Origin of the sequence: Pseudomonas sp. UMAB-08 (assembly GCF_900095225.1) — a bacterium.
GTDB lineage: Bacteria > Pseudomonadota > Gammaproteobacteria > Pseudomonadales > Pseudomonadaceae > Aquipseudomonas.
The window spans coordinates 400,717-422,126 of record NZ_LT607416.1 but is presented as its reverse complement, the minus strand read 5'-3'; the positions used below and the strand labels follow the sequence as shown (position 1 = coordinate 422,126).

Genomic DNA, 21,410 nt, shown 5'->3' with positions numbered 1-21,410 from the left:
CGTTCAAATTCTTGAAAACCGCTGCTGGCTGCGGCACATGACTGCAAGGCTGCGCCAACATGTGGTTTCCGAGGGGGCAAAAAGGGGGCCAGGCCCCCTTTTTGCGTACTGAGTAAACGCTAGGCGTTTGCTACTCAGCCTTCAACGACTGCAGCGGCTGGAGCTTCTTCGACGAACACGTCAGTGCCGCCGTTAGCGTTGTTGCGGCCACGGATAACAGCGTCTGCCATCGAACCCATGTACAACTGGATGGCGCGAATGGCGTCATCGTTGCCTGGGATGATGTAGTCAACGCCTTCCGGGCTGCTGTTGGTATCGACTACGCCGATAACCGGGATACCCAGCTTGTTAGCTTCGGTGATCGCGATGCGCTCGTGATCAACGTCGATAACGAACAGTGCGTCAGGAAGACCGCCCATGTCCTTGATACCACCCAGGCTACGATCCAGCTTTTCCAGATCGCGAGTACGCATCAGCGCCTCTTTCTTGGTCAGCTTGGTGAACGTGCCGTCTTCTGCCTGAATTTCAAGCTCGCGCAGACGCTTGATGGAGGCACGGATGGTTTTGAAGTTGGTCAGCATGCCGCCCAACCAGCGGTGATCGACGTAAGGCGAGCCGCAACGTGCAGCTTCTTCAGCGACGATTTTGCCAGCGGAACGCTTGGTGCCAACAAACAGAATCTTGTTTTTGCCCGAAGCCAGTTTCTCAACGAAAGCCAGAGCTTCGTTGAACATAGGCAAGGTTTTTTCAAGGTTGATGATGTGGATCTTGTTACGTGCGCCGAAAATGTATTTACCCATTTTCGGGTTCCAGTAACGGGTTTGGTGACCGAAGTGGACACCGGCTTTCAGCATATCGCGCATGTTGACTTGGGACATGATAGTTCCTTGATAAGTCGGGTTAGGCCTCCACGTATCCCAATGACCAACCAACAGCTTCAAGCTGAGGGCACCCAGGTCATCGTGTCGACACGTGTGTGGGTTTAAGCTTCTGGGGCATACCCCGGAAAGCGGCGCATTTTATACCATAAAAGGCCGGATAACGGAACACGAAATAAGCACCGCCGTAAACGTCCTTTTGCGCCGCACGCGCAGGGCCACGTCGCGCATCTATAAAGCGATGATCACCCACGGCCTGACGGTCTGTTAGAATCGCGTTTTAAGTGTTTAGCCGCGCCACACCGCGCCGAGAGAATTTTATGACTGTCACCATCAAAACCCCCGAGGACATCGAGAAAATGCGCATCGCCGGCCGCCTGGCTGCCGACGTGCTGGAAATGATCGGCGCTTACGTCAAGCCTGGCGTGACCACGGACGAGCTGGACCGTATATGCCATGACTTCATCGTCAATGAGCAGAAAGCGATTCCGGCCCCGCTGAACTACAAGGGCTTCCCCAAGTCGATCTGCACCTCGATCAACCACGTGGTGTGCCACGGCATTCCAAACGAGAAGCCGCTTAAGGATGGCGATGTCCTGAACATCGACGTCACGGTGATCAAGGACGGCTACCACGGCGACACCAGCAAGATGTTCCATGTTGGCAAAGTGCCAGAGTGGGCTGAGCGTCTGTCGAAGATCACCCAAGAGTGCATGTACAAAGGCATAGAGCTGGTTCGCCCGGGCGCTCGCCTTGGCGATATCGGCGAAGTGATCCAGAAACACGCCGAAAAGAATGGTTTTTCCGTGGTGCGCGAATACTGCGGTCACGGCATTGGCAAGGTCTTCCACGAAGAACCGCAAGTGCTGCACTATGGCCGTGCGGGCACAGGCATGGAGCTCAAGGAAGGCATGACCTTCACCATTGAGCCCATGATCAACCAGGGCCGTGCCGAAACCCGTTTGCTGGGCGATGGCTGGACCGCGATCACCAAGGATCGCAAGTTGTCCGCCCAGTGGGAACATACGATTCTGGTCACGGCAGACGGGTATGAAATCTTTACCCTGCGCAGCGACGACACCATTGCCCGCACATCAGCAGTAAGCGCGTCGGTATAAACCACGTCGCTCAAGTCAGGCCTGATAGATAGAAGGAAAGCCGTTCAATGCCGCAGGTGGATCCAGAATTATTCGACCGCGGCCAGTTCCAGGCCGAACTGGCCTTGAAAGCGAGCCCCATTGCCGCTTTCAAGAAAGCCATTCGTCAGGCCCGCGAAGTGCTCGACGAACGCTTCCGCTCGGGTCGCGACATCCGGCGCCTGATTGAAGATCGCGCCTGGTTTGTCGATCACATCCTGCAACAGGCATGGGAACAGTTCGACTGGAGCGACGACGCGGATATCGCCCTATTGGCGGTTGGCGGCTATGGTCGGGGCGAGCTGCATCCTTATTCGGACATTGACCTGCTGATCCTCCTGGACAGCGCCGACCACGAAGTCTTTCGCGAGCCCATCGAGCGCTTTTTGACGCTGCTGTGGGATATCGGCCTGGAAGTCGGCCAGAGTGTGCGCTCGGTCGATGAATGCGCACAGGAAGCCGTCGCCGACCTGACAATCATCACCAACCTGATGGAAAGTCGCACCATTGCCGGCCCCGAACGTCTGCGCCAGCGCATGCTCGATGTCACCAGCCCCGCCAGGATGTGGCCGAGTAAAGAGTTTTTCCTGGCCAAGCGTGCTGAACAGAAAGCCCGCCATCACAAGTACAACGACACCGAATACAACCTGGAACCCAACGTCAAAGGCTCCCCCGGCGGCTTGCGCGATATCCAGACCATTCTCTGGGTCGCCCGTCGCCAGTACGGCACCTTGAATCTGCACGCGTTGGCGGGCGAAGGTTTTCTGCTGGAAAGCGAAAACGCTCTGCTCGCCTCGTCCCAAGAGTTCTTGTGGAAGGTGCGTTACGCCTTGCACATGCTTGCCGGCCGATCGGAAGACCGCCTGCTGTTCGACCATCAAAGCAGCATCGCCCGCCTGCTCGGCTACGAAGACGGCGATGCGAAGCTGGCCATCGAACGCTTCATGCAAAAGTATTACCGCGTGGTCATGAGCATCGCCGAGCTCAGCGACCTGATCATGCAGCACTTTGAAGAAGTGATTCTTTCAGAGGAAGGGAGCGGCACGACTCAGCCGATCAATTCACGCTTCCAGCTGCATGATGGCTATATCGAAGCCAGCCACCCCAACGTTTTCAAGCGCACACCCTTCGCGATACTGGAAGTGTTCGTGTTGATGGCTCAGCACCCGGAAATCAAGGGCGTTCGCGCCGACACCATTCGCTTGCTGCGCGAACATCGGCACCTGATCAACGACGAGTTCCGTAACGACATTCGCAACACCAGCCTGTTTATCGAGCTGTTCAAGTGCGAATTCGGCATCCATCGCAACCTGCGCCGAATGAACCGTTACGGAATTCTGGGCCTGTACCTGCCGGAATTCGGCCATATCATCGGCCAGATGCAGCACGACCTGTTCCATATCTATACCGTCGATGCGCACACTCTGAACCTGATCAAGCACCTGCGTAAGCTGCAATACACTCAAACCACAGACAAGTTTCCGCTGGCCAGCAAGATTATGATCAAGCTGCCCAAGCCCGAACTGATCTACCTGGCAGGCCTGTATCACGATATCGGCAAAGGCCGCGGAGGCGACCACTCGGAACTGGGCGCTATCGACGCCGAAGTTTTTTGCCAACGCCATCAACTGCCAGTGTGGGATACCCGACTGATCGTGTGGCTGGTGCAGAACCACTTGGTGATGTCGACCACCGCCCAGCGCAAGGACTTGTCCGACCCTCAGGTCATCCATGATTTCGCCCAGTTCGTTGGCGATGAAACCCATCTGGATTACCTCTACGTCCTGACTGTGGCCGATATCAACGCAACCAATCCAACGCTATGGAACTCGTGGCGCGCCAGCCTGTTGCGCCAGCTGTACACCGAGACCAAACGCGCCCTGCGCCGCGGCCTGGAGAACCCGGTCGACCGTGAAGAGCAGATTCGACGTACGCAAAGTGCTGCGCTGGACATTCTCGTTCGCAGCGGTACCGACCCGGATGACGTCGAGCAGCTCTGGGCTCAGCTTGGGGATGATTATTTCCTGCGTCACACCGCTGGCGATGTGGCCTGGCACAGCGATGCGATCCTGCAGCAGCCTGCCGATGGCGGCCCGTTGGTGCTGATCAAGGAAACCACCCAGCGCGAGTTCGAGGGCGGCACTCAGATCTTCATCTACGCTCCCGACCAGCATGACTTCTTTGCCGTGACCGTGGCCGCCATGGATCAGCTCAACCTGAACATTCATGACGCCCGCGTCATCACCTCCAGCAGCCAGTTCACCCTCGACACCTACATCGTGCTCGACAACGATGGCGGCTCAATTGGCGACAACCCTGTGCGGATCAAGCAAATCCGTGAAGGGCTGACCGAGGCCCTGCGCAACCCGGATGACTACCCGACCATCATCCAGCGCCGGGTGCCCCGCCAGCTCAAGCATTTTGCCTTCGCGCCACAGGTCACTATCCACACCGACGCACAACGCCCGGTCACGATCCTGGAGCTGAGCGCACCCGATCGCCCTGGCCTGCTGGCGCGGGTCGGCAAGATCTTCCTGGAGTTCGATCTGTCATTGCAAAACGCGAAAATCGCCACGCTCGGCGAGCGGGTGGAAGACGTTTTTTTCATCACTGACGCGAACAATCAGCCGCTGTCCGATCCGCAGCTGTGCAGCCGACTTCAGGACGCCATCGTCGAGCAATTGAGCGTCAATCATGAGCCCCACGCAGAGATGCGCCTCAGTATCTGAATGACGCCACTGCATGCCCACCTTTACGTTTCGACTCAACGGCGCCCGGCCACTCCCGGGCGCCACGTTCACTGAGACCCACACCCCATGAACAATGCCTTGCAGCAGCTCCAGCCCTACCCTTTCGAAAAGCTCCGCGCCTTACTTGGCAGCGTGACGCCCAATGCCGACAAACGCCCTGTCGCGCTGTCCATCGGCGAGCCGAAACACCGCTCGCCAGCGTTCGTCGCTGAAACGTTGGCCGCCAATCTCGATCAAATGGCGGTCTATCCGACCACCCTCGGCATCCCGGCGCTGCGCGAAGCCATCACCGCCTGGTGTGAACGCCGTTTTGACGTGCCAACCGGCTGGCTCGACCCGGCGCGTCATGTGTTACCGGTCAACGGGACTCGCGAAGCTTTGTTCGCCTTCACCCAGACCGTGGTCAACCGCAGCGACGACGCACTGGTGGTCAGCCCCAACCCGTTCTATCAAATCTATGAAGGCGCAGCCTTGCTGGCCGGCGCACAGCCGCATTACCTGCCCTGCCTGGCGGAAAATGGTTTTAACCCGGATTTCGATGCGGTGTCCGCAGACGTCTGGAAGCGCTGCCAGATCCTGTTCCTGTGTTCGCCCGGCAACCCGACTGGCGCGCTGGTACCGCTGGAAACCTTGAAAAAGCTGATCGCCCTGGCTGACGAATATGATTTTGTGATCGCCGCCGACGAGTGCTACAGCGAGTTGTACTTCGACGAACAGACTCCGCCGCCAGGTCTGCTGAGCGCATGTGTGGCCTTGGGCCGCAAAGACTTCAAACGCTGCGTGGTATTTCACAGCCTGTCCAAGCGCTCGAACCTGCCTGGTTTGCGCTCAGGTTTCGTGGCCGGCGATGCCGACATCCTTAAAGCTTTTTTGCTCTATCGCACCTATCACGGTTGCGCCATGCCGGTTCAAACCCAACTGGCGAGTATTGCCGCGTGGAATGACGAAGAGCACGTACGCGCCAATCGTACGCTGTATCGGGAGAAGTTCGACGCTGTGCTGGAGATCCTCGCCCCGGTGCTCGACGTACAGCGCCCCGACGGTGGTTTTTATCTGTGGCCGAATGTCGGGACCGATGACACTGAATTCTGCCGCGACCTGTATGTCGCCGAGCATGTCACCGTGGTGCCGGGCTCCTACCTGTCCCGCGAAGTCGACGGCTTCAACCCCGGCGCCGGACGTGTACGCATGGCGCTGGTTGCACCTCTGGCCGAATGTGTCGAAGCGGCCACGCGTATTCGGGATTTCATCAAGCGTTGATGAATTCGCGTCACAGCCAATCGCTGTGGCGCACCGTACGCTACCGGACGCCGAAAGCACCTTTGCAGTAGACATGTATAGACACTGCGGTTTTTTTTTGGAAAACAATGAAACCTCATCAACAAGGAGGTTTCATTATGAACGACATACTGTGCGCCATGAGGCACTTGAAGGATCAGCAGGCCTCATACGAGGCTGCCATCGAAGAGAATCCTGACAATGCCGAGGTATCCGTTCCAGGCAGTCGCCGCAAGCGCGCCGCCGGGCATTTCTCCAGGTTCTGGGCCAATGGCCGCACCTTGAAAATCGGCTTTACCGATAACGACCTGTCCGAACCCCACAAACAAGCCATTATTGCCGCTATCAACCAGTGGCAACCCTTTGTAAACCTGATGTTCGAGTTTATCGATGGCCGGGAAGGCACACCGGGCTACGGTAAAGGTGACATCCGAATCACGACTGACTCAAGCGCGAACTACACCCTGATCGGGACCGATGCCAAAGCCAACGACACGTGGACTCCAACGATGGTGCTGGGTGTCAAACCATCAGACCCGAAGTTCCAATACACCGCCATGCACGAGTTTGGCCATGCACTGGGGGCCGAGCATGAACATCAGCACCCGGAAGCCGATATTCCCTGGGACGTGCCAAAGGTGTACGACCACTACGCGAAGGCCGGTCATTCCGTCGAAGACGTCGATGAATCGGTGCTCCACACATTCGAATCGAACAAAACGACCTACACCGCTTACGACAAGCAGTCGATCATGCATTATCCGGTGCCCAACACCATTACGATCGGCGATTGGGAAGTGGGCCTCAATACGATGATCAGCGATAAAGACAAAGCCTTCATGCGCAAGGCTTATCCAAAAGGATAAGTTGATGGCTATTTAACCGGCCCCAGATTCGCCTCACTCAGGTCCAACTCACCCAATATCTGACGCAGCGCGTCGTCGCCGATCCGGTGATGACGGCGCAGGCTATAGAGCTCCAGGCGCTGCGCGCGCAACGCGTGCAGGCGCAGGCGTCGCTCCAGCTGATCCATTTGCCAGGCCAGCGCCTGCGCTTCGGAGGTGTCGTTGAACACCTCGAGGTGATGGCGATATTCGGACATGATCCGCGCTTTGACTTCCATCGCCAAGGCGGCTTGCGCAGCGTCGGGGGTGACGCTCGTGTCGGCCAGCTCTTCAGCTTCCAGTGCGTGAATCGCCGCTTCAGCGGTACGCTTCCAGGCGTCTCTAACTTCGCGCTTCATCGCGTGGTCCGGGCTTTTAGCCACGCCGCGCAGCAACAATGGCAAGGCGATGCAGGCCGCAATCAATGACAGCAGAATGACGCCAGCGGCGATAAAAATCAGCAGGTCACGCTCAGGAAAGTCTACCCCTGCGCCGATCAACAGCGGCACGGACATCACACCCGCCAACGTCACGGCCCCTCGCACCCCACCCACGGTCAGCAGCCAGGCAGAGCGTGCCGTCAGCTCAAGCGATGACTCGCCACGATCCCCCCAGCGCCGCAAGCCGACCATCAGCCTCCAGATGCTCTGCACCCACACATAACGTAACGCCAACAACACCATAAAAATCGCCAGTACATCCAGGCAACGCCACAACAGGGTTGGCCAGAGCGACACTTCATGGCTGGCGACGGCCTTAATGATGTCCGGAAACTGCAGGCCCAGCAGCAGGAAGATCAAGCCATTGAAGGCAAATTCCAACAGCGCCCAGACGCTACGATTGAGCAGGCGCGTACTGGTCTGACGCGGCAACAGATCGAGCCAGCTCTGCATCATCCCGGCGGCCACGGCCGAGAGGATCCCCGAAGCGCCCAAGCGTTCAGCCAGTACATAGGCCGCGAAGGGCAGGAGCAACATGAACACGACATGGGTCGCAGGGTCATCCCAGCCACGGGCAATCATCCAGCCACGCAAACGCCCCACCAGCCAGCTCAGCGCCACACCGATGGCCAAGCCGCCGCAGGCGACCAGGACAAATGTCAGGCTGGCATTGGCCAGTGAGAACACCCCCGTCACCGCCGCCGCCAACGCAAATTTGAAAGTCACCAGGCCGGAGGCATCGTTCATCAAGGCCTCGCCCTGAAGCATATGCATAATCGGCGCGGGCAGCCGATCCTGGGCAATCGCCGACACCGCCACGGCATCGGTCGGCGACAGCACGGCCGCCAGGGCGAAGGCCACCGGCAAAGGGATGGTCGGTATCAGCCAATGGATAAAGAAACCGGCGCCCACCACCGTGAACAACACCAGCCCCACCGCCAAGGTAAGAATCGGCCCACGAAAACGCCATAACTCACGCTTGGGCATGCGCCAACCATCCGAGAACAGCAGCGGCGGCAGAAACAAGAACAAAAACAGCTCAGGGTCGAGCGCAACATGCAAACCCAGCGTCGGCCAAGCCAGCAACGCCCCGGCAGCGATCTGTAACAGCGGCAACGGCAACGGAATCAACCGGGCCACTAACCGCGACACACCGACCAGCATCAGCAAAATGAGGACGGTATAGGCTGTTTGCATAAAACGGTCTTCCTCGTCGTCCACTAACAGTCAAATGCATGCACCCAGACAATCGCATACCTTCAAACTGACATATTAACGCTATACCCTTGCACGCCGCGGCACTTCAAGCGCGGCCAACTCAATGCGCTTGAGTGCAAGAGCAGGGTAATAACTCTACTTCGCATTTGCCGACCCTGGCGACGTAACGAGAACGATTATTCGTTCACCTTCTACAGAGCAGGCCTATTAACTGATTTGCACAGGATCGTAAACAAGTAACGCCAGAAAAGCTTTTTTGCCCGCGCAATGAACGACCTCAGGCACACCGGCTGTATTCAACACATCACAGGGCACGATGCAAAAATATTTGCCATCGGATGGACAGTATTTGTTCAGGTTCGGTCCGCTATTGTGGGCAAGGTCTGACAGTACACTCTGCACGCGGACTCGATATTCTACTGAACTAGCTTAACGCGCGTGCTGCTGTTGCACCTTTTCCCATTAAAGCGTCTCGTGCGGATCGCCCTGCGCTCGCAGCCCCGCAAAACGCTCATGTAAAAGAGTTCGCGCCATCACGCTGAAGATAAACGTAATTTTCACTATTCCTGAACTATGCTTTACGCGAACATTGTGTCGCGGCGCCGTTACCGACCCTGTCAGCGCGGCCCCCGTATTTTCAAAGTAAACAGTATCTGTGGATATTGCAGACGGCCCGTGTCTCAAGCCGCAATGCTTTCCTGCGCTAGAGGATCCTATGAATCAAAGTTTCCTGCCCTTTTCCCGCCCAAGTATCGGTGACGAGGAAATTGCCGCCGTCGAGCAGGTCTTACGCTCCGGCTGGATTACCACCGGCCCGAAAAACCAGGAGCTCGAGCAAAAGTTTGCCGAGCACGTGGGCGCTCGTCACGCTGTTGCGCTGTCTTCCGCCACGGGCGCCATGCACGTGACGCTACTTGCGCTGGGCATTGGTCCGGGCGACGAAGTCATTACGCCGTCGCAGACTTGGGTGTCCACCGCCAACATGATCTGTTTGCTCGGCGCGACCCCGGTATTCGTGGACGTGGACCGCGACACCCTGATGAGCGACCTTGCCGCCATTGAAGCCGCGATCACCCCACGAACCAAAGCGATCATCCCGGTGCATTACGCCGGGGCCGCCTTTGATCTGGACCCCCTCTACGCGCTGGCTGAGCGTCACGGCATCCCGGTAATCGAAGATGCTGCTCACGCGGCTGGCACGCTTTACCGTGGCCGCCAGGTCGGCGCGCAAGGCACCGCGATTTTTTCGTTCCACGCGATCAAAAACATGACCTGCGCAGAAGGGGCAATGTTCGTCAGTGATGACGAGAACCTCGCCAACCGGGTACGCATGCTCAAGTTCCACGGACTTGGCGTGGATGCCTACGACCGTATGACCCATGGCCGCAAACCGCAGGCGATGGTTATCGAGCCAGGCTTCAAGTACAACCTGGCCGACATGAACGCAGCCATCGCGCTGGTTCAGCTCAAGCGTCTCGACGAGATCAATGCCAAGCGCGAGGTCCTGGCGCAGGCCTACCTCAAGCGTCTGGAAGGGTTGCCCGTCCAGCCGCTACACCAACCAGATTATCCCCAGCAGCATGCCTGGCACTTGTTCATCCTGCGCATCGACGCCGAGCGCTGTGGCGTGGACCGAGAAGCATTCATGAAGGGCTTGCAGGAGCAGAACATCGGCACCGGCATTCACTTTATCGCTACTCACCTGCACACCTATTACCGCAAGCGCTTTCCGTCGATCCATTTGCCCAACACCGAATGGAACTCGGCGCGCCTGTGCTCGATCCCGCTGTTTCCCGACATGACCCTCGACGACGTCGAGCGCGTCGCTTGCGCTATTGAAACCACTCTGGAACGAAGCCTGTGAAACCTTATCCGATTCAGTGCGTTTCGATCGTCATCCCGGTCTATAACGAAGAGCAGAGCCTGCCGGAGCTACTGCGCCGGACCGAAGCTGCCTGCGCACAGTTGCACCATGAATTTGAAATCGTTTTAGTCGACGACGGCAGCCGCGACAACTCTGCGCAAATCCTCCAAGACGCCTCAGAGCGTGAAGGCAGCTCCATCGTCGCGGTGATCCTCAATCGCAACTATGGCCAGCACGCTGCAATCATGGCGGGCTTCGAGCAATGCAAAGGCGATGTGATCATCACGCTGGACGCCGACCTGCAAAACCCGCCGGAAGAAATTCCGCGCCTGGTTGCCCAGGCCGAGCTCGGCTATGACGTGGTGGGCACCGTGCGCAGCAACCGTCAGGATTCAGCCTGGCGCCGTTGGCCGTCGCGCTTGATCAACCTTGCCGTACAGCGCTCCACCGGCGTGGCCATGAGCGACTATGGCTGCATGCTAAGGGCTTACCGACGGACCATCGTCGACGCCATGCTGGCCTGCCGCGAACGCAGTACGTTCATTCCGATTTTGGCCAACAGCTTCGCGCGCCACACCACTGAAGTGCTGGTTCAGCACGCCGAGCGCGAGCATGGCGAATCCAAATATAGCCCGATGCGCCTGATAAACCTGATGTTCGATTTGATCACGTGCATGACCACAACCCCCTTGCGCTTGCTGAGCATCATCGGTTTCAGCATGGCGTTTCTGGGCGTGTTGTTCGCCGTTTTGCTGATCGGCCTGCGCCTGATATTCGGCGCACCCTGGGCCGGTCACGGCACCTTCGTTTTGTTTGCTGTGCTGTTCGTGTTCACCGGCGGACAGTTCATAGGGATGGGTCTATTGGGCGAATACCTGGGTCGGATGTACAGCGATGTCAGAGCCCGCCCACGCTTTTTCATCGAAAAAGTGCTGCGCAGCCCACCCGCTTCGGCCCCTGTAAACGTTAACGACTCAAACATGTCTTCATCTTCCAATCAGGTCACGTTATGAATCCTAAAGCTGTTGTCTTTGCCTACCACGATATTGGCTGTGCTGGCATCGAAGCCCTTCTGAACGCTGGTTATGAAATCGCCGCCGTGTTTACCCATGCCGACGACCCGAAGGAAAACACCTTCTACGGTTCGGTCGCGCAATTGTGTGCACGCAAAGGTATTCCAGTGCACGCGCCGGAAGACGCCAACCACCCTCTGTGGATTGAACGGATCAGCAAGCTCAACGTTGACTACCTGTTCTCGTTCTACTACCGCCATCTGCTGGGTGAGCAACTGTTGGCCTGCGCAAGCAAAGGCGCTTTCAACCTGCACGGCTCCCTGCTCCCGCATTATCGCGGCCGCGCCCCAGCCAACTGGGTGCTGGTGAACGGCGAAACTGAAACCGGCGTGACCCTGCACCGCATGGTCAAGCGCGCTGATGCTGGCGCTATCCTGGCTCAACAGCGTGTCGCCATCGAACGTTCCGACACCGCGCTGACCCTGCACGGCAAGTTGCGTGAGTCGGCTGCCAACCTGTTGCGCGAAGCGCTGCCGTTGCTTGCCCAGGGCAAGTTGACCGAAACCCCTCAAGACGACACGCAGGCTTCTTACTTCGGACGCCGCACCCCGGCCGACGGCCTGCTGGACTGGAAGCGCCCTGCCGAACAGTTGTTCAACCTGGTTCGCGCCGTGACTCAACCCTACCCTGGCGCGTTCTGCCCGGTTGGCGAGCACAAGCTTATCGTCTGGAGCGCCGACGTCGTTGCCGGTAATGAAGGGATAGCCCCGGGCCGGGTGATCAGCTCCGACCCTCTGCGCATCTCCTGTGGCGAAGACTCCCTGGTGATCACCGCAGGTCAGCGTGGCGATGCCGGGCTCTACCTCAGCGGCCCGCAACTGGCCCGCGAACTGGGTCTGGTCGAAGGCTCGCGCATGGTCGGCAGCGAGTCGTCACGTGCCGTGCGTCGCACCCGCGTTCTGATTCTTGGCGTCAACGGCTTTATCGGTAACCACCTTTCCGAGCGCCTGCTGCAAGACGATCGCTACGAAATCTATGGCATGGACATTGGTTCCGACGCCATCGACCGACTGCGCAGCCACCCGAACTTCCACTTCGTCGAAGGCGACATCAGCATTCACTCCGAGTGGATCGAATATCACATCAAAAAATGTGATGTCGTGCTGCCGCTGGTGGCCATCGCCACGCCGATCGAATACACCCGCAACCCACTGCGCGTCTTCGAACTCGACTTCGAAGAAAACCTGAAGACCGTTCGCTACTGCGTGAAATACGACAAGCGCGTGATCTTCCCGTCGACCTCCGAAGTGTACGGGATGTGTACCGACCCGAATTTCGACGAAGACACGTCTAACCTCATCGTGGGTCCGATCAACAAACAACGCTGGATTTACTCGGTTTCCAAGCAATTGCTCGACCGGGTGATCTGGGCTTATGGCCAGAAAGGCCTGCGCTTCACCCTGTTCCGTCCATTCAACTGGATGGGCCCACGCCTGGACCGTCTGGACTCGGCGCGGATCGGCAGCTCGCGTGCAATCACTCAACTGATCCTGCACCTGGTGGAAGGCACCCCGATTCGTCTGGTCGATGGCGGCGCTCAAAAACGCTGCTTCACCGACGTGGCTGATGGCATCGAAGCCCTGGCACGCATCATCGAAAACCGTGATGACAAGTGCAACGGCCAGATCATCAACATCGGCAACCCGGACAACGAAGCGAGCATCCGTCAGTTGGGCGAAGAACTGCTGCGTCAGTTCGAAGCTCACCCACTGCGTTCGAACTTCCCTCCTTTCGCCGGTTTCCGTGACGTCGAGAGCCAGTCGTTCTATGGCACTGGCTACCAGGACGTGACCCACCGCAAGCCAAGCATCGACAACGCTCGCCGCTTGATCGACTGGGCCCCGACCATCGAACTGAGCGAAACCATTGGCAAAACCCTGGACTTCTTCCTGCGTGAAGCAATGCTCGAAATCGCGGACAAACGCTGATGCAGGCAGGACTCCGCATCGATGTGGACACCTATCGAGGCACCCGTGAGGGGGTGCCCCGGTTGCTGGAAATGCTCGACGAGGCACAGGTAAAAGCGACCTTTTTTTTCAGTGTCGGTCCGGACAACATGGGGCGCCATTTATGGCGTCTCTTCCGCCCTCAGTTTCTCTGGAAAATGCTGCGTTCACGGGCAGCCAGTCTGTATGGCTGGGACATTCTCGTGGCCGGCACCGCATGGCCGGGCAAACCCATCGGGCGTGACCTTGGCCACTTGATGCGTCAAACCCTGGAGGCCGGTCATGAAGTCGGCCTCCACGCCTGGGATCACCATGGCTGGCAAGCCAATGCCGGGCGCTGGAGCGACGCTGAGTTGATCGAGCAGATTCGTCGGGGAGTGGACTGCCTCAGCGACATCACCGGGCACGCCGTCGACTGCTCTGCAGCCGCCGGCTGGCGCGCTGATGAGCGCATAGTCCAGGCCAAGGAATCATTCGGCTTTCGCTACAACAGTGATTGTCGCGGGCACAGTCTGTTCAGGCCGAGGTTGGCCGACGGCAGTCTGGGCACGCCGCAAATCCCTGTGGATTTACCCACGTTTGACGAGGTCGTTGGCCCTGATCTGAGTGCCCGCGATTTCAACGCATTCATTCTCGACCGCTTCAGCCCGACCGGACTGAATGTCTATACCGTTCATGCAGAGGTAGAAGGGATTCTGATGGCTAACGACTTCCGTCAATTGCTGGCTCAGGCCAGCTTGCGAAACATTGTCTTCCAGCCTCTTGGTAACTTGCTGCCAGCCCAGGCCAGTAGCCTGCCTGCAGGGCAATTGGTACGTGGCGTACTGAGTGGCCGCGAGGGCTGGCTGGGAGTACAACAGGCATGACCCGTCGTTGGGCGATCCCCCTCCTGCTGGTTGCCTTTTGCCTGGCGTTTCTGCTGCCGCTGGGTTCTCACGGCCTGTGGATTCCAGACGAAACCCGTTACGCGCAAATCAGTCAGGAGATGCTTCTCAGCGGCAATTGGGCCTCTCCGCACTTCATGGGTTTGCGCTACTTTGAAAAGCCCGCCGCCGGTTACTGGTTGATTGCAATCGGCCAGGCCGTGTTCGGTGAAAACCTGTTCGGCGTACGGATTGCCTCGGTACTGAGCACTGGGCTCAGCGTTGTGCTGACGTACCTGATTGCACGCCGGTTGTGGAATGATCCGCGCAAAAGCTTTGCCTGCGCCCTGTTCTACATGAGCTTCGGTTTGGTCGCCGGGCAAGCTGGCTACGCCAACCTCGATCCGCAATTCACCTTATGGGTCAACCTGAGCCTAGTGTCGCTGTGGTTCGCCATTCACAGTACGGGCCGGGAGCGATTGCTCAGCTGGATCTTGCTGGGTTTCGCCTGCGGCATGGGTTTCATGACCAAAGGCTTTCTGGCCTGGCTGCTGCCCGCCCTGATCGCCCTGCCTTATATGGTCTGGCAAAAACGCCTGCGTGAGCTGCTGAAATACGGGCCACTGGCCGTCGTGGTAGCGATTGCAGTGTGTCTGCCTTGGGTCGCCGCCGTGCACGCCCGAGAGCCTGACTTCTGGAGCTTTTTCTTCTGGCACGAGCACATTCAGCGCTTTGCTGGAGAGGATGCACAGCACGACCGGCCGTGGTGGTTCTACCTGCCGATGCTGGTCGTTTCCAGCCTGCCGTGGGCACTGCTTCTGCCGACGACCTTCAAGCAGGCGTGGCTGAGCAAAGGTCAGGCGACAACCGGGTTTTTACTGCTCTGGTTGATACTGCCGCTGGCCTTTTTAAGCATCAGCAAAGGCAAACTCCCTACCTATATCATGCCGTGTCTATTGCCTCTGGCCCTGCTCATGGGGCACGCGCTGATGGACTGCCTGGAAAACGCCAAAGGCCGGTTGATCCGGAGCAACGGACTGCTCAATATGGCACTCGGGGTAATTGTCCTGCTGGCCTTGGTGTACGTGCAGCTCAAACAACCCGTGTATGAAAACGAACCGCTGCACCTGCTGCTGGCAATCATCGTGCTAATGGGCTGGATCATCACCAACGCCTTACAAGCGCTCAAGCCGCTGGTGTGGTGGGCCATGCCTGCGCTCGGGCTTTGGTTGTTAGTGGCTCTACTGCCGGCAGCGCTGCCCAACAGCATGGTGTTCAACAAAACGCCCGATACGTTCATTGCCCGTCATACGCAGGAGTTGGCCCAGACTCGCCATCTGCTCAGCAACGACCTGGGCGCGGCCTCTGCCTTGGCGTGGCGTGTGCAGCGACCTGAAGTGGCGCTGTACAACACGATCGGCGAGCTTAAATACGGCCTGTCATACCCCGAAGCTGCGGCCCGCGAAGTCGGCCTTGAAGATATCCAGCAATGGATGACTCAGGCTCGACGCGAAGGCTCGGTAGGGGTCGTGATGCGGGTGAAAAGCGAAGACGAATTACACGAGATCGCGCTGCTGCCTCAGGATGGCAAGCGTTATGAAGAAGGGAATCTCGTGATTCTTATCTTTGCGCAGGCTCAGCCATGACCCTGTTCCTCTTGCTCGCCGCCTGCGTATTGAGCTGCCTGGGTCAGATTGCCCAGAAGTTTGCCGTGGAAGGTTGGCGAGGGCGAAACCCCAGTATTGCTCTCGCCCTGCGCTCTGCGTGGTTATGGCTCGCGCTGATCAGTCTCGGCCTGGGCTTGCTGCTGTGGTTACTGGTGCTGCAACGGCTGGAAGTGGGTATCGCCTACCCGATGCTGAGCTTGAACTTCGTGCTGATCACACTGGTCGCGCACTACCTGTTCCACGAGTCGATTGATAAACGCCATTGGCTGGGCGTCGCACTGATCATCACCGGGGTGGTTCTTCTGGGGCGCCAGGCATGAGCCGACGTCGAGGTCTCGCGCTGGCCGTCGGCAGTGTGCTGTTGGTCAGCAGTGCTCAACTGGGCATGCGCTGGAGCATGACGCGCCTGCCATCCCCTGCTCAGTGGATCGATGCAGTGAGCGACGGCACCCTTGCGCCAGCTGCAGTAGCCGTTGTGGCGGCCTCCATACTTGCCTATGCCCTTTCCATGCTGTGCTGGCTGGGCGCCTTGCGCGATTTGCCATTGAGCCGTGCCTATTCATTGCTCAGCATCAGCTACGCACTGGTCTATGTGTTGGCCGCCAGCCTGCCGTTCTTCAACGAGCATTTCAGTGCCCTCAAAACTCTCGGTGTAGCCCTGATCATCCTGGGCGTCATCACGATCAACTCTCAACGCAATTCGGTAGCATCGCCTAGGAATTCCGCATGAAAATCAGCGTATTTGGTAGTGGTTATGTTGGCCTGGTACAAGCAACGGTTCTGGCTGAAGTGGGCCACGATGTCATTTGCATGGACATTGATGAAGACAAGGTAAAGCTCCTTCAGCAGGGTCATGTCAGCATCTTCGAGCCGGGCCTCGCCGCCCTTGTGCGGGAAAACCTGGAAAGCAAACGGCTGCACTTTACCAGCGATGAGAAGCTGGCCGTCGAACACGGCGAGGTGTTGTTCATCGCGGTCGGCACACCCTCCAGCGATGACGGCTCGGCCGATCTCGCCGCCGTTTTCGCGGTCGGTGAAGCCGTCGCGCGCCATCGGGTGCAACCGCTGATCCTCGTCGAGAAATCCACTGTACCCGTGGGCACCGGCGATGCCCTGCGCCTGCATACCGAAAAAGCGCTGGCAGGCCGCCCCCTGCAGTTCGATATCGTCTCCAATCCCGAGTTTCTCAAAGAGGGTTCGGCCGTTACCGACTGCCGCCGCCCGGATCGCATTGTGGTCGGTTGCGAGCGAGAAGAAGTGCGTGAGGTGATGCGTGATCTCTATGCGCCGTTCAACCGCAATCACGACCGCATTATTTTCATGGACCTGCGCAGCGCCGAGCTGACCAAGTACGCCGCCAACTGCATGCTGGCAACCAAGATCAGCTTCATCAACCAGATCGCCGAACTGGCCGAGCACCTGGGGGCCGACATTGAATCCGTGCGCCTGGGGATCGGTGCAGATTCACGCATTGGCTATCACTTTATCTACCCGGGCGCGGGTTATGGCGGCTCGTGTTTCCCCAAAGATATGCGTGCATTGATCCACAGCGCCCAGCAGGCACACTGCTCCAGCGATCTGCTGGAGGCCGTGGAAGCCATCAACCAACGGCAGAAGCACAAGCTGTTCGAACGCGTGAATGCCTTCTACAAAGGCGATCTGCGCGGCAAGACCTTCGCCCTGTGGGGCCTGGCGTTCAAACCCAATACCGATGACATGCGCGATGCCCCGAGCCGGGTATTGATGGAAGCGCTGTGGGCTGCTGGCGCCGAGGTTCGCGCCTTTGACCCCGAAGCCATGCAGGAAACCCAGCGGATTTACGGTAATCAACCGAACCTGAGCCTGATGGGCACACCCGAGTCTGTGCTGGGGGGTGCCGATGCCTTGATCATCTGTACCGAATGGCAGCAGTTCAAGGCACCCGACTTTGACCTGATCCAGCAACGCCTGAAAGCGCCGGTCATCTTCGACGGACGTAACCTCTACGACATAGAGCGAATGGCCCGCATGGGTTTCAGTTACTTCCCTATGGGGCGCGGCGACTCGATCCAACTGCCGGTCCCCGGTGAGCGCGTGGGCGAAACCCAAACCGCACGGTGACCCTGCGATCAGCGCCTGACGTTACCCGGCGCAGATCAATCCCCGCCCGACACTGTGAGCCCGCGTTTGCGGGCTCACAGTGTCGGGCTATTTTTTCTTGGAGAAACACGTTGGCATCCACTCCCTTAGCCCGAACCTCGGTGGCGCCCCTGACCAGCGTGCGCCAGCAATCCCTTGTGCTGGGAGCCTTGGCACTGCTGCTGTTCATCGCCGGTAACTACCAACAGGCGGCGATCGGCTTCGATTCGCGGTTCGTGGTGTTTGCCCAGGAAATGTTGCGCAATGGCCCTGGTTTTTTCCCTACGACCTATGGCGAGCCGTACGCAGACTATTCTGCAACTTCAACGTTTTTCATCTACCTGCTTTCGTTACCTTTTGGCCGAGTGATCAGCCTGACGGCCTGGTTGCCTACCGCCATCGCTTCGGCGGTGATGGTCTCGCTGGTCTACCGCCTGGTCGCGCCGTACTCGCGCCTCTGGGCGTTGATCAGCATTGCTCTGCTTACCCTGAGCATGACGTTCATCACTGAAACACGGGCCATATCCCTGGATCAGATGCTCGCGACCGTGGCCTTCAGCATTTTCTACCTGGGTTACGCCGCAGACCATTTCGAGGCGCCGCGGCGCATGGGCTGGATCCTCGCGTTACTGGTGCTGGGGTTCGCCATTCGCGGACCGATAGGCCTGGTGGTGCCAACGGGCATGCTCTGCAGCTATTACGTGCTGAATGGCCAGTGGCGTCGAATGTTCATTTTTGGACTGCAAGCATTGGCGTTATTGGCGATCTGTATCGGGGTGTTGTTGCTGCTCGCCAATCTCAGCGGTGGCCCGACGTTCATGCACGAAGTCGTGCGCATGCAGTTCACCTCACGCATGGACGGCAGTGAAGGATCGAGCAGTGTGCTGTACTACTTCACCAGCTCGACAGGCAACTATGCGCTGGCTTACCCGCTGGCCATTCTGGCGCTGGCAACAGCGCTGCTGACACGCAAGGAACACCAGGGTCCAGCGCTACGACTGGTGCAGTTCTGCGCAGCCGCCGGGCTGATCGTGATGATCGGACTGTCGATACCGCAGGCTAAAAAAGCACGCTACATGCTGCCCATGTTGCCCATGGCAGCGATCATCGCGGCCTACCCGTTCCAGGTCCTCGAGGGGCGTTTGTTCGCGTGGTTACGCGGCCTGACGCAGGGGATCTGGCTGTTACTGCCGGGGCTGTTGATCGCGGGTTTACTCGTAGCGCGCCACCGTTTCCCCGAGCAGTTGATCTCCATCGGGGCAGTGCTGAGCATACTGGTGATATTGCAGGTCGCTGCACTCGCCCTGCTGTTCAAACCGCAATGGCGAACGGGCGGCCTGGCGGCCTGCGCAGTACTGGCCGTGTGGTCGAGTTACATACTGGTCGTTGAGCCAGTGGAACGCACCCTGTATGACACCCGCAACTTTACTCAGGCCGCGTATGAACTGATCAAGCGTGATCCGGCGCCCGTGGTGCTGCACAACATGGGCAAAGACGCGAAGGCGATCAAGTTCATGGTCAACGTCCAGGAAGACCTTCGACCGGTGTTCACCGAGTTGCCAGCGGGCCTGGATGCTCTACAGGGACCCGCCTGGCTGGTGATGGACAAGACCGATTACCAGGCGCTGCAAGGCACCCGGTTTGCGACACTGCCCATACTGCTGAGTGACCGTTTCGACAAGAATGACTACGTACTGCTGCGCCTGCCACCGGCGCCCATCAAGGCGCCATGACTCTTTAGATCAAACAGACTATTGCCCGACGAAATAATAGACGCGCTCGCCGACCACCATTTTCTCCAGCACCTTCAACGGTGCTGCGGGCTCACTCTGGCGTTCCATGATCGCAATATTGTCGGGCGACTGACTCAGAAACAGAGTCAGCTGTGCCTCGGACTGTATGGCCTCCAGCCGGCTCTGGCTGTAGAACACGCTGGCACCCGCCAGCCGTTCGTTGGGTTGGAACAAGACAACCTGCCGGCCATTGGCTTGCAGGGCCTGAACGCGTGCAGTCAGTGGCAGGAATGAAAGCTTGAGGTCCGCTCGGGGCACCAGCCATAACGCAGCGGCCAGATAGCCACAAATCACCACGCCCAACACCCCGAACACCAGCACGCGTCTGGCGTTGAACAGCTTGCTCGCGAAGGTCGAGGAGTCGGCGCGCTCGCGTATTTTCTCAAGCAGCACAGCGCCATATTCGGCGGCGATCACCGCCGCGGCAGGCGTCAGCGACATCAGGTAAACCATGCGCTTGCTGGACGCGATGGTCAGCAACGTGAACTGCGCCAGGAACCACAGGCTGAAGAACAGTAAGTGCCGATTGCTCAACAGGGTTTTGCGAAAGTGCCAAAGACCGAAATAGACCAGCAAGTTCCAGGGCAGAAACGCCTGCGGCAGTTTGACCAGATAGTAATAAAACGGCTCGAAGTGACCGGCGTCTTCAAACGAGCCACTGAAACGGCCGACGCTATTAGCCCAAAGCACATCACCCAGCATCTGCAGGCCGCCGCGCTGATACAGCAGACCCAGCCATATCAGCAGCGGTATCAGACCGACCAGGGTAAACAGAGCGGGCCGTAGCCAGTCCGAAAGAGCGAAGCGCTTTTCGAGGATGCTCTCGCCGACCAGATAAGCAAAGATCACCACACCCGGCAACGCCAGTCCCAACACGCCCTTACTCAGCGTAGCGATCATGATCCCCGATGCGAACAGCAACCAGCTGCCGAGGGCTAAATGCCTTTGCTCTGCCTGTTGGCGACTGGCATGAAAAAACGCCAGCAGCGCCAACGTGACACCGAGGCTAAGCAGCGCATCCTCACCCACCTGCCGGGCATTACTCCAATAGCTGGCCGTGGTGGCCATCAAAATGGCGGCGGCCCAGGCGATGAGCACGGGGCGCCCCAACTTGCGCAGCAGGGTGTATAGCAACATAAGACTGAACAAACCGGCGAAGGCAGACGCCAGTCGCACGGCCAGAGGCGTCGCGCCAAACAGCTGAATGGCGCCAGCATCGAGCCACAGGCTCAGTGGCGGTTTTTCCAGAAACGGCTGCCCGTTGAGCTTGGGCACCACCCAGTCATTATCGAGGTGCATTTCCATCGCAATCCCGGCAACGCGGGGTTCAGTAGAGCCTTGCAACTGGTGATTACCCAGGGCAAAGAAAAACAACAGACAACCCAGCACAAACAACGTGAAGGCTGGTCGGGAAATACGCATCAAATCACCCAGTGGAAGAAAGGGAAGGTGCAGAAAAAAGTCAGGCTTTAAGCGCCAACACGGCGCGAGCTTTAACGAAA

16 protein-coding genes are annotated in these 21,410 nt (G+C 58.5%); 13 read left to right on the top strand and 3 right to left on the bottom strand.

Annotated elements, in window-relative coordinates:
* Window positions 1–134: 134 nt before the first annotated feature.
* Window positions 135–878, bottom strand: coding sequence for a 30S ribosomal protein S2 (rpsB, locus tag K0F75_RS07595; protein ID WP_219061233.1), 744 nt, complete (start codon window positions 876–878; stop codon window positions 135–137).
* 320 nt (window positions 879–1,198) lie between these two features.
* Here rpsB and map point away from each other — a divergent pair, with 320 nt between their 5' ends.
* The 4 genes from map (at window position 1,199) to K0F75_RS07575 (ending at window position 6,908) form a co-directional block, all read left to right on the top strand.
* Window positions 1,199–1,996, top strand: coding sequence for a type I methionyl aminopeptidase (map, locus tag K0F75_RS07590; RefSeq protein WP_219061232.1), 798 nt, complete (start codon window positions 1,199–1,201; stop codon window positions 1,994–1,996).
* A 47-nt stretch (window positions 1,997–2,043) separates the two neighbouring features.
* Window positions 2,044–4,743 carry a [protein-PII] uridylyltransferase gene (locus tag K0F75_RS07585; protein ID WP_219061231.1) on the top strand — a complete coding sequence of 900 codons (2,700 nt, stop codon included), beginning with the start codon at window positions 2,044–2,046 and terminating at the stop codon, window positions 4,741–4,743.
* A gap of 87 nt (window positions 4,744–4,830) precedes the next feature.
* Window positions 4,831–6,024: a succinyldiaminopimelate transaminase gene (gene dapC / locus K0F75_RS07580; protein ID WP_219061230.1), complete on the top strand. Its 1,194-nt coding sequence runs from the start codon at window positions 4,831–4,833 to the stop codon at window positions 6,022–6,024.
* A 137-nt stretch (window positions 6,025–6,161) separates the two neighbouring features.
* Window positions 6,162–6,908 carry a M12 family metallopeptidase gene (locus K0F75_RS07575; RefSeq protein WP_219061229.1) on the top strand — a complete coding sequence of 249 codons (747 nt, stop codon included), beginning with the start codon at window positions 6,162–6,164 and terminating at the stop codon, window positions 6,906–6,908.
* Between the two features lie 8 nt (window positions 6,909–6,916).
* Here K0F75_RS07575 and K0F75_RS07570 read toward each other — a convergent pair whose 3' ends face one another.
* On the bottom strand, window positions 6,917–8,563 hold the full coding sequence (locus K0F75_RS07570) for a Na+/H+ antiporter (protein ID WP_219061228.1): 1,647 nt from the start codon (window positions 8,561–8,563) through the stop codon (window positions 6,917–6,919).
* A 736-nt stretch (window positions 8,564–9,299) separates the two neighbouring features.
* Between K0F75_RS07570 and arnB the strand changes: the two genes are divergently transcribed.
* The 9 genes from arnB (at window position 9,300) to K0F75_RS07525 (ending at window position 19,848) form a co-directional block, all read left to right on the top strand.
* The gene (gene arnB, locus K0F75_RS07565) at window positions 9,300–10,448 is read left to right on the top strand and encodes a UDP-4-amino-4-deoxy-L-arabinose aminotransferase (protein ID WP_219061227.1); all 1,149 of its coding nucleotides are present in this window, start codon (window positions 9,300–9,302) and stop codon (window positions 10,446–10,448) included.
* Complete coding sequence (gene arnC, locus K0F75_RS07560; protein ID WP_219061226.1) at window positions 10,445–11,461, top strand: undecaprenyl-phosphate 4-deoxy-4-formamido-L-arabinose transferase; 1,017 nt, start codon at window positions 10,445–10,447, stop codon at window positions 11,459–11,461. Before arnB ends, arnC begins: the two co-directional genes overlap by 4 nt.
* Window positions 11,458–13,449: a bifunctional UDP-4-amino-4-deoxy-L-arabinose formyltransferase/UDP-glucuronic acid oxidase ArnA gene (gene arnA / locus K0F75_RS07555; protein ID WP_219061225.1), complete on the top strand. Its 1,992-nt coding sequence runs from the start codon at window positions 11,458–11,460 to the stop codon at window positions 13,447–13,449. Before arnC ends, arnA begins: the two co-directional genes overlap by 4 nt.
* Window positions 13,449–14,333, top strand: coding sequence for a 4-deoxy-4-formamido-L-arabinose-phosphoundecaprenol deformylase (arnD, locus tag K0F75_RS07550; RefSeq protein WP_219061224.1), 885 nt, complete (start codon window positions 13,449–13,451; stop codon window positions 14,331–14,333). Before arnA ends, arnD begins: the two co-directional genes overlap by 1 nt.
* Window positions 14,330–15,976 carry a lipid IV(A) 4-amino-4-deoxy-L-arabinosyltransferase gene (arnT, locus tag K0F75_RS07545; RefSeq protein WP_219061223.1) on the top strand — a complete coding sequence of 549 codons (1,647 nt, stop codon included), beginning with the start codon at window positions 14,330–14,332 and terminating at the stop codon, window positions 15,974–15,976. The genes arnD and arnT overlap by 4 nt, the downstream gene beginning before the upstream one ends.
* Window positions 15,973–16,317: a 4-amino-4-deoxy-L-arabinose-phosphoundecaprenol flippase subunit ArnE gene (gene arnE, locus K0F75_RS07540; RefSeq protein ID WP_219061222.1), complete on the top strand. Its 345-nt coding sequence runs from the start codon at window positions 15,973–15,975 to the stop codon at window positions 16,315–16,317. Before arnT ends, arnE begins: the two co-directional genes overlap by 4 nt.
* A complete protein-coding gene (gene arnF / locus K0F75_RS07535; protein WP_219061221.1) occupies window positions 16,314–16,727 on the top strand; it encodes a 4-amino-4-deoxy-L-arabinose-phosphoundecaprenol flippase subunit ArnF in 414 nt (137 codons plus the stop codon). The genes arnE and arnF overlap by 4 nt, the downstream gene beginning before the upstream one ends.
* A complete protein-coding gene (locus K0F75_RS07530; protein WP_219061220.1) occupies window positions 16,724–18,097 on the top strand; it encodes a UDP-glucose/GDP-mannose dehydrogenase family protein in 1,374 nt (457 codons plus the stop codon). The genes arnF and K0F75_RS07530 overlap by 4 nt, the downstream gene beginning before the upstream one ends.
* A 110-nt stretch (window positions 18,098–18,207) precedes the next feature.
* The gene (locus K0F75_RS07525) at window positions 18,208–19,848 is read left to right on the top strand and encodes a glycosyltransferase family 39 protein (RefSeq protein ID WP_257604276.1); all 1,641 of its coding nucleotides are present in this window, start codon (window positions 18,208–18,210) and stop codon (window positions 19,846–19,848) included.
* Between the two features lie 18 nt (window positions 19,849–19,866).
* Here the strand turns inward: K0F75_RS07525 and K0F75_RS07520 are convergent, their stop codons facing one another.
* Complete coding sequence (locus K0F75_RS07520) at window positions 19,867–21,324, bottom strand: glycosyltransferase family 39 protein (protein WP_219061324.1); 1,458 nt, start codon at window positions 21,322–21,324, stop codon at window positions 19,867–19,869.
* Between the last annotated feature and the right edge of the window lie 86 nt (window positions 21,325–21,410).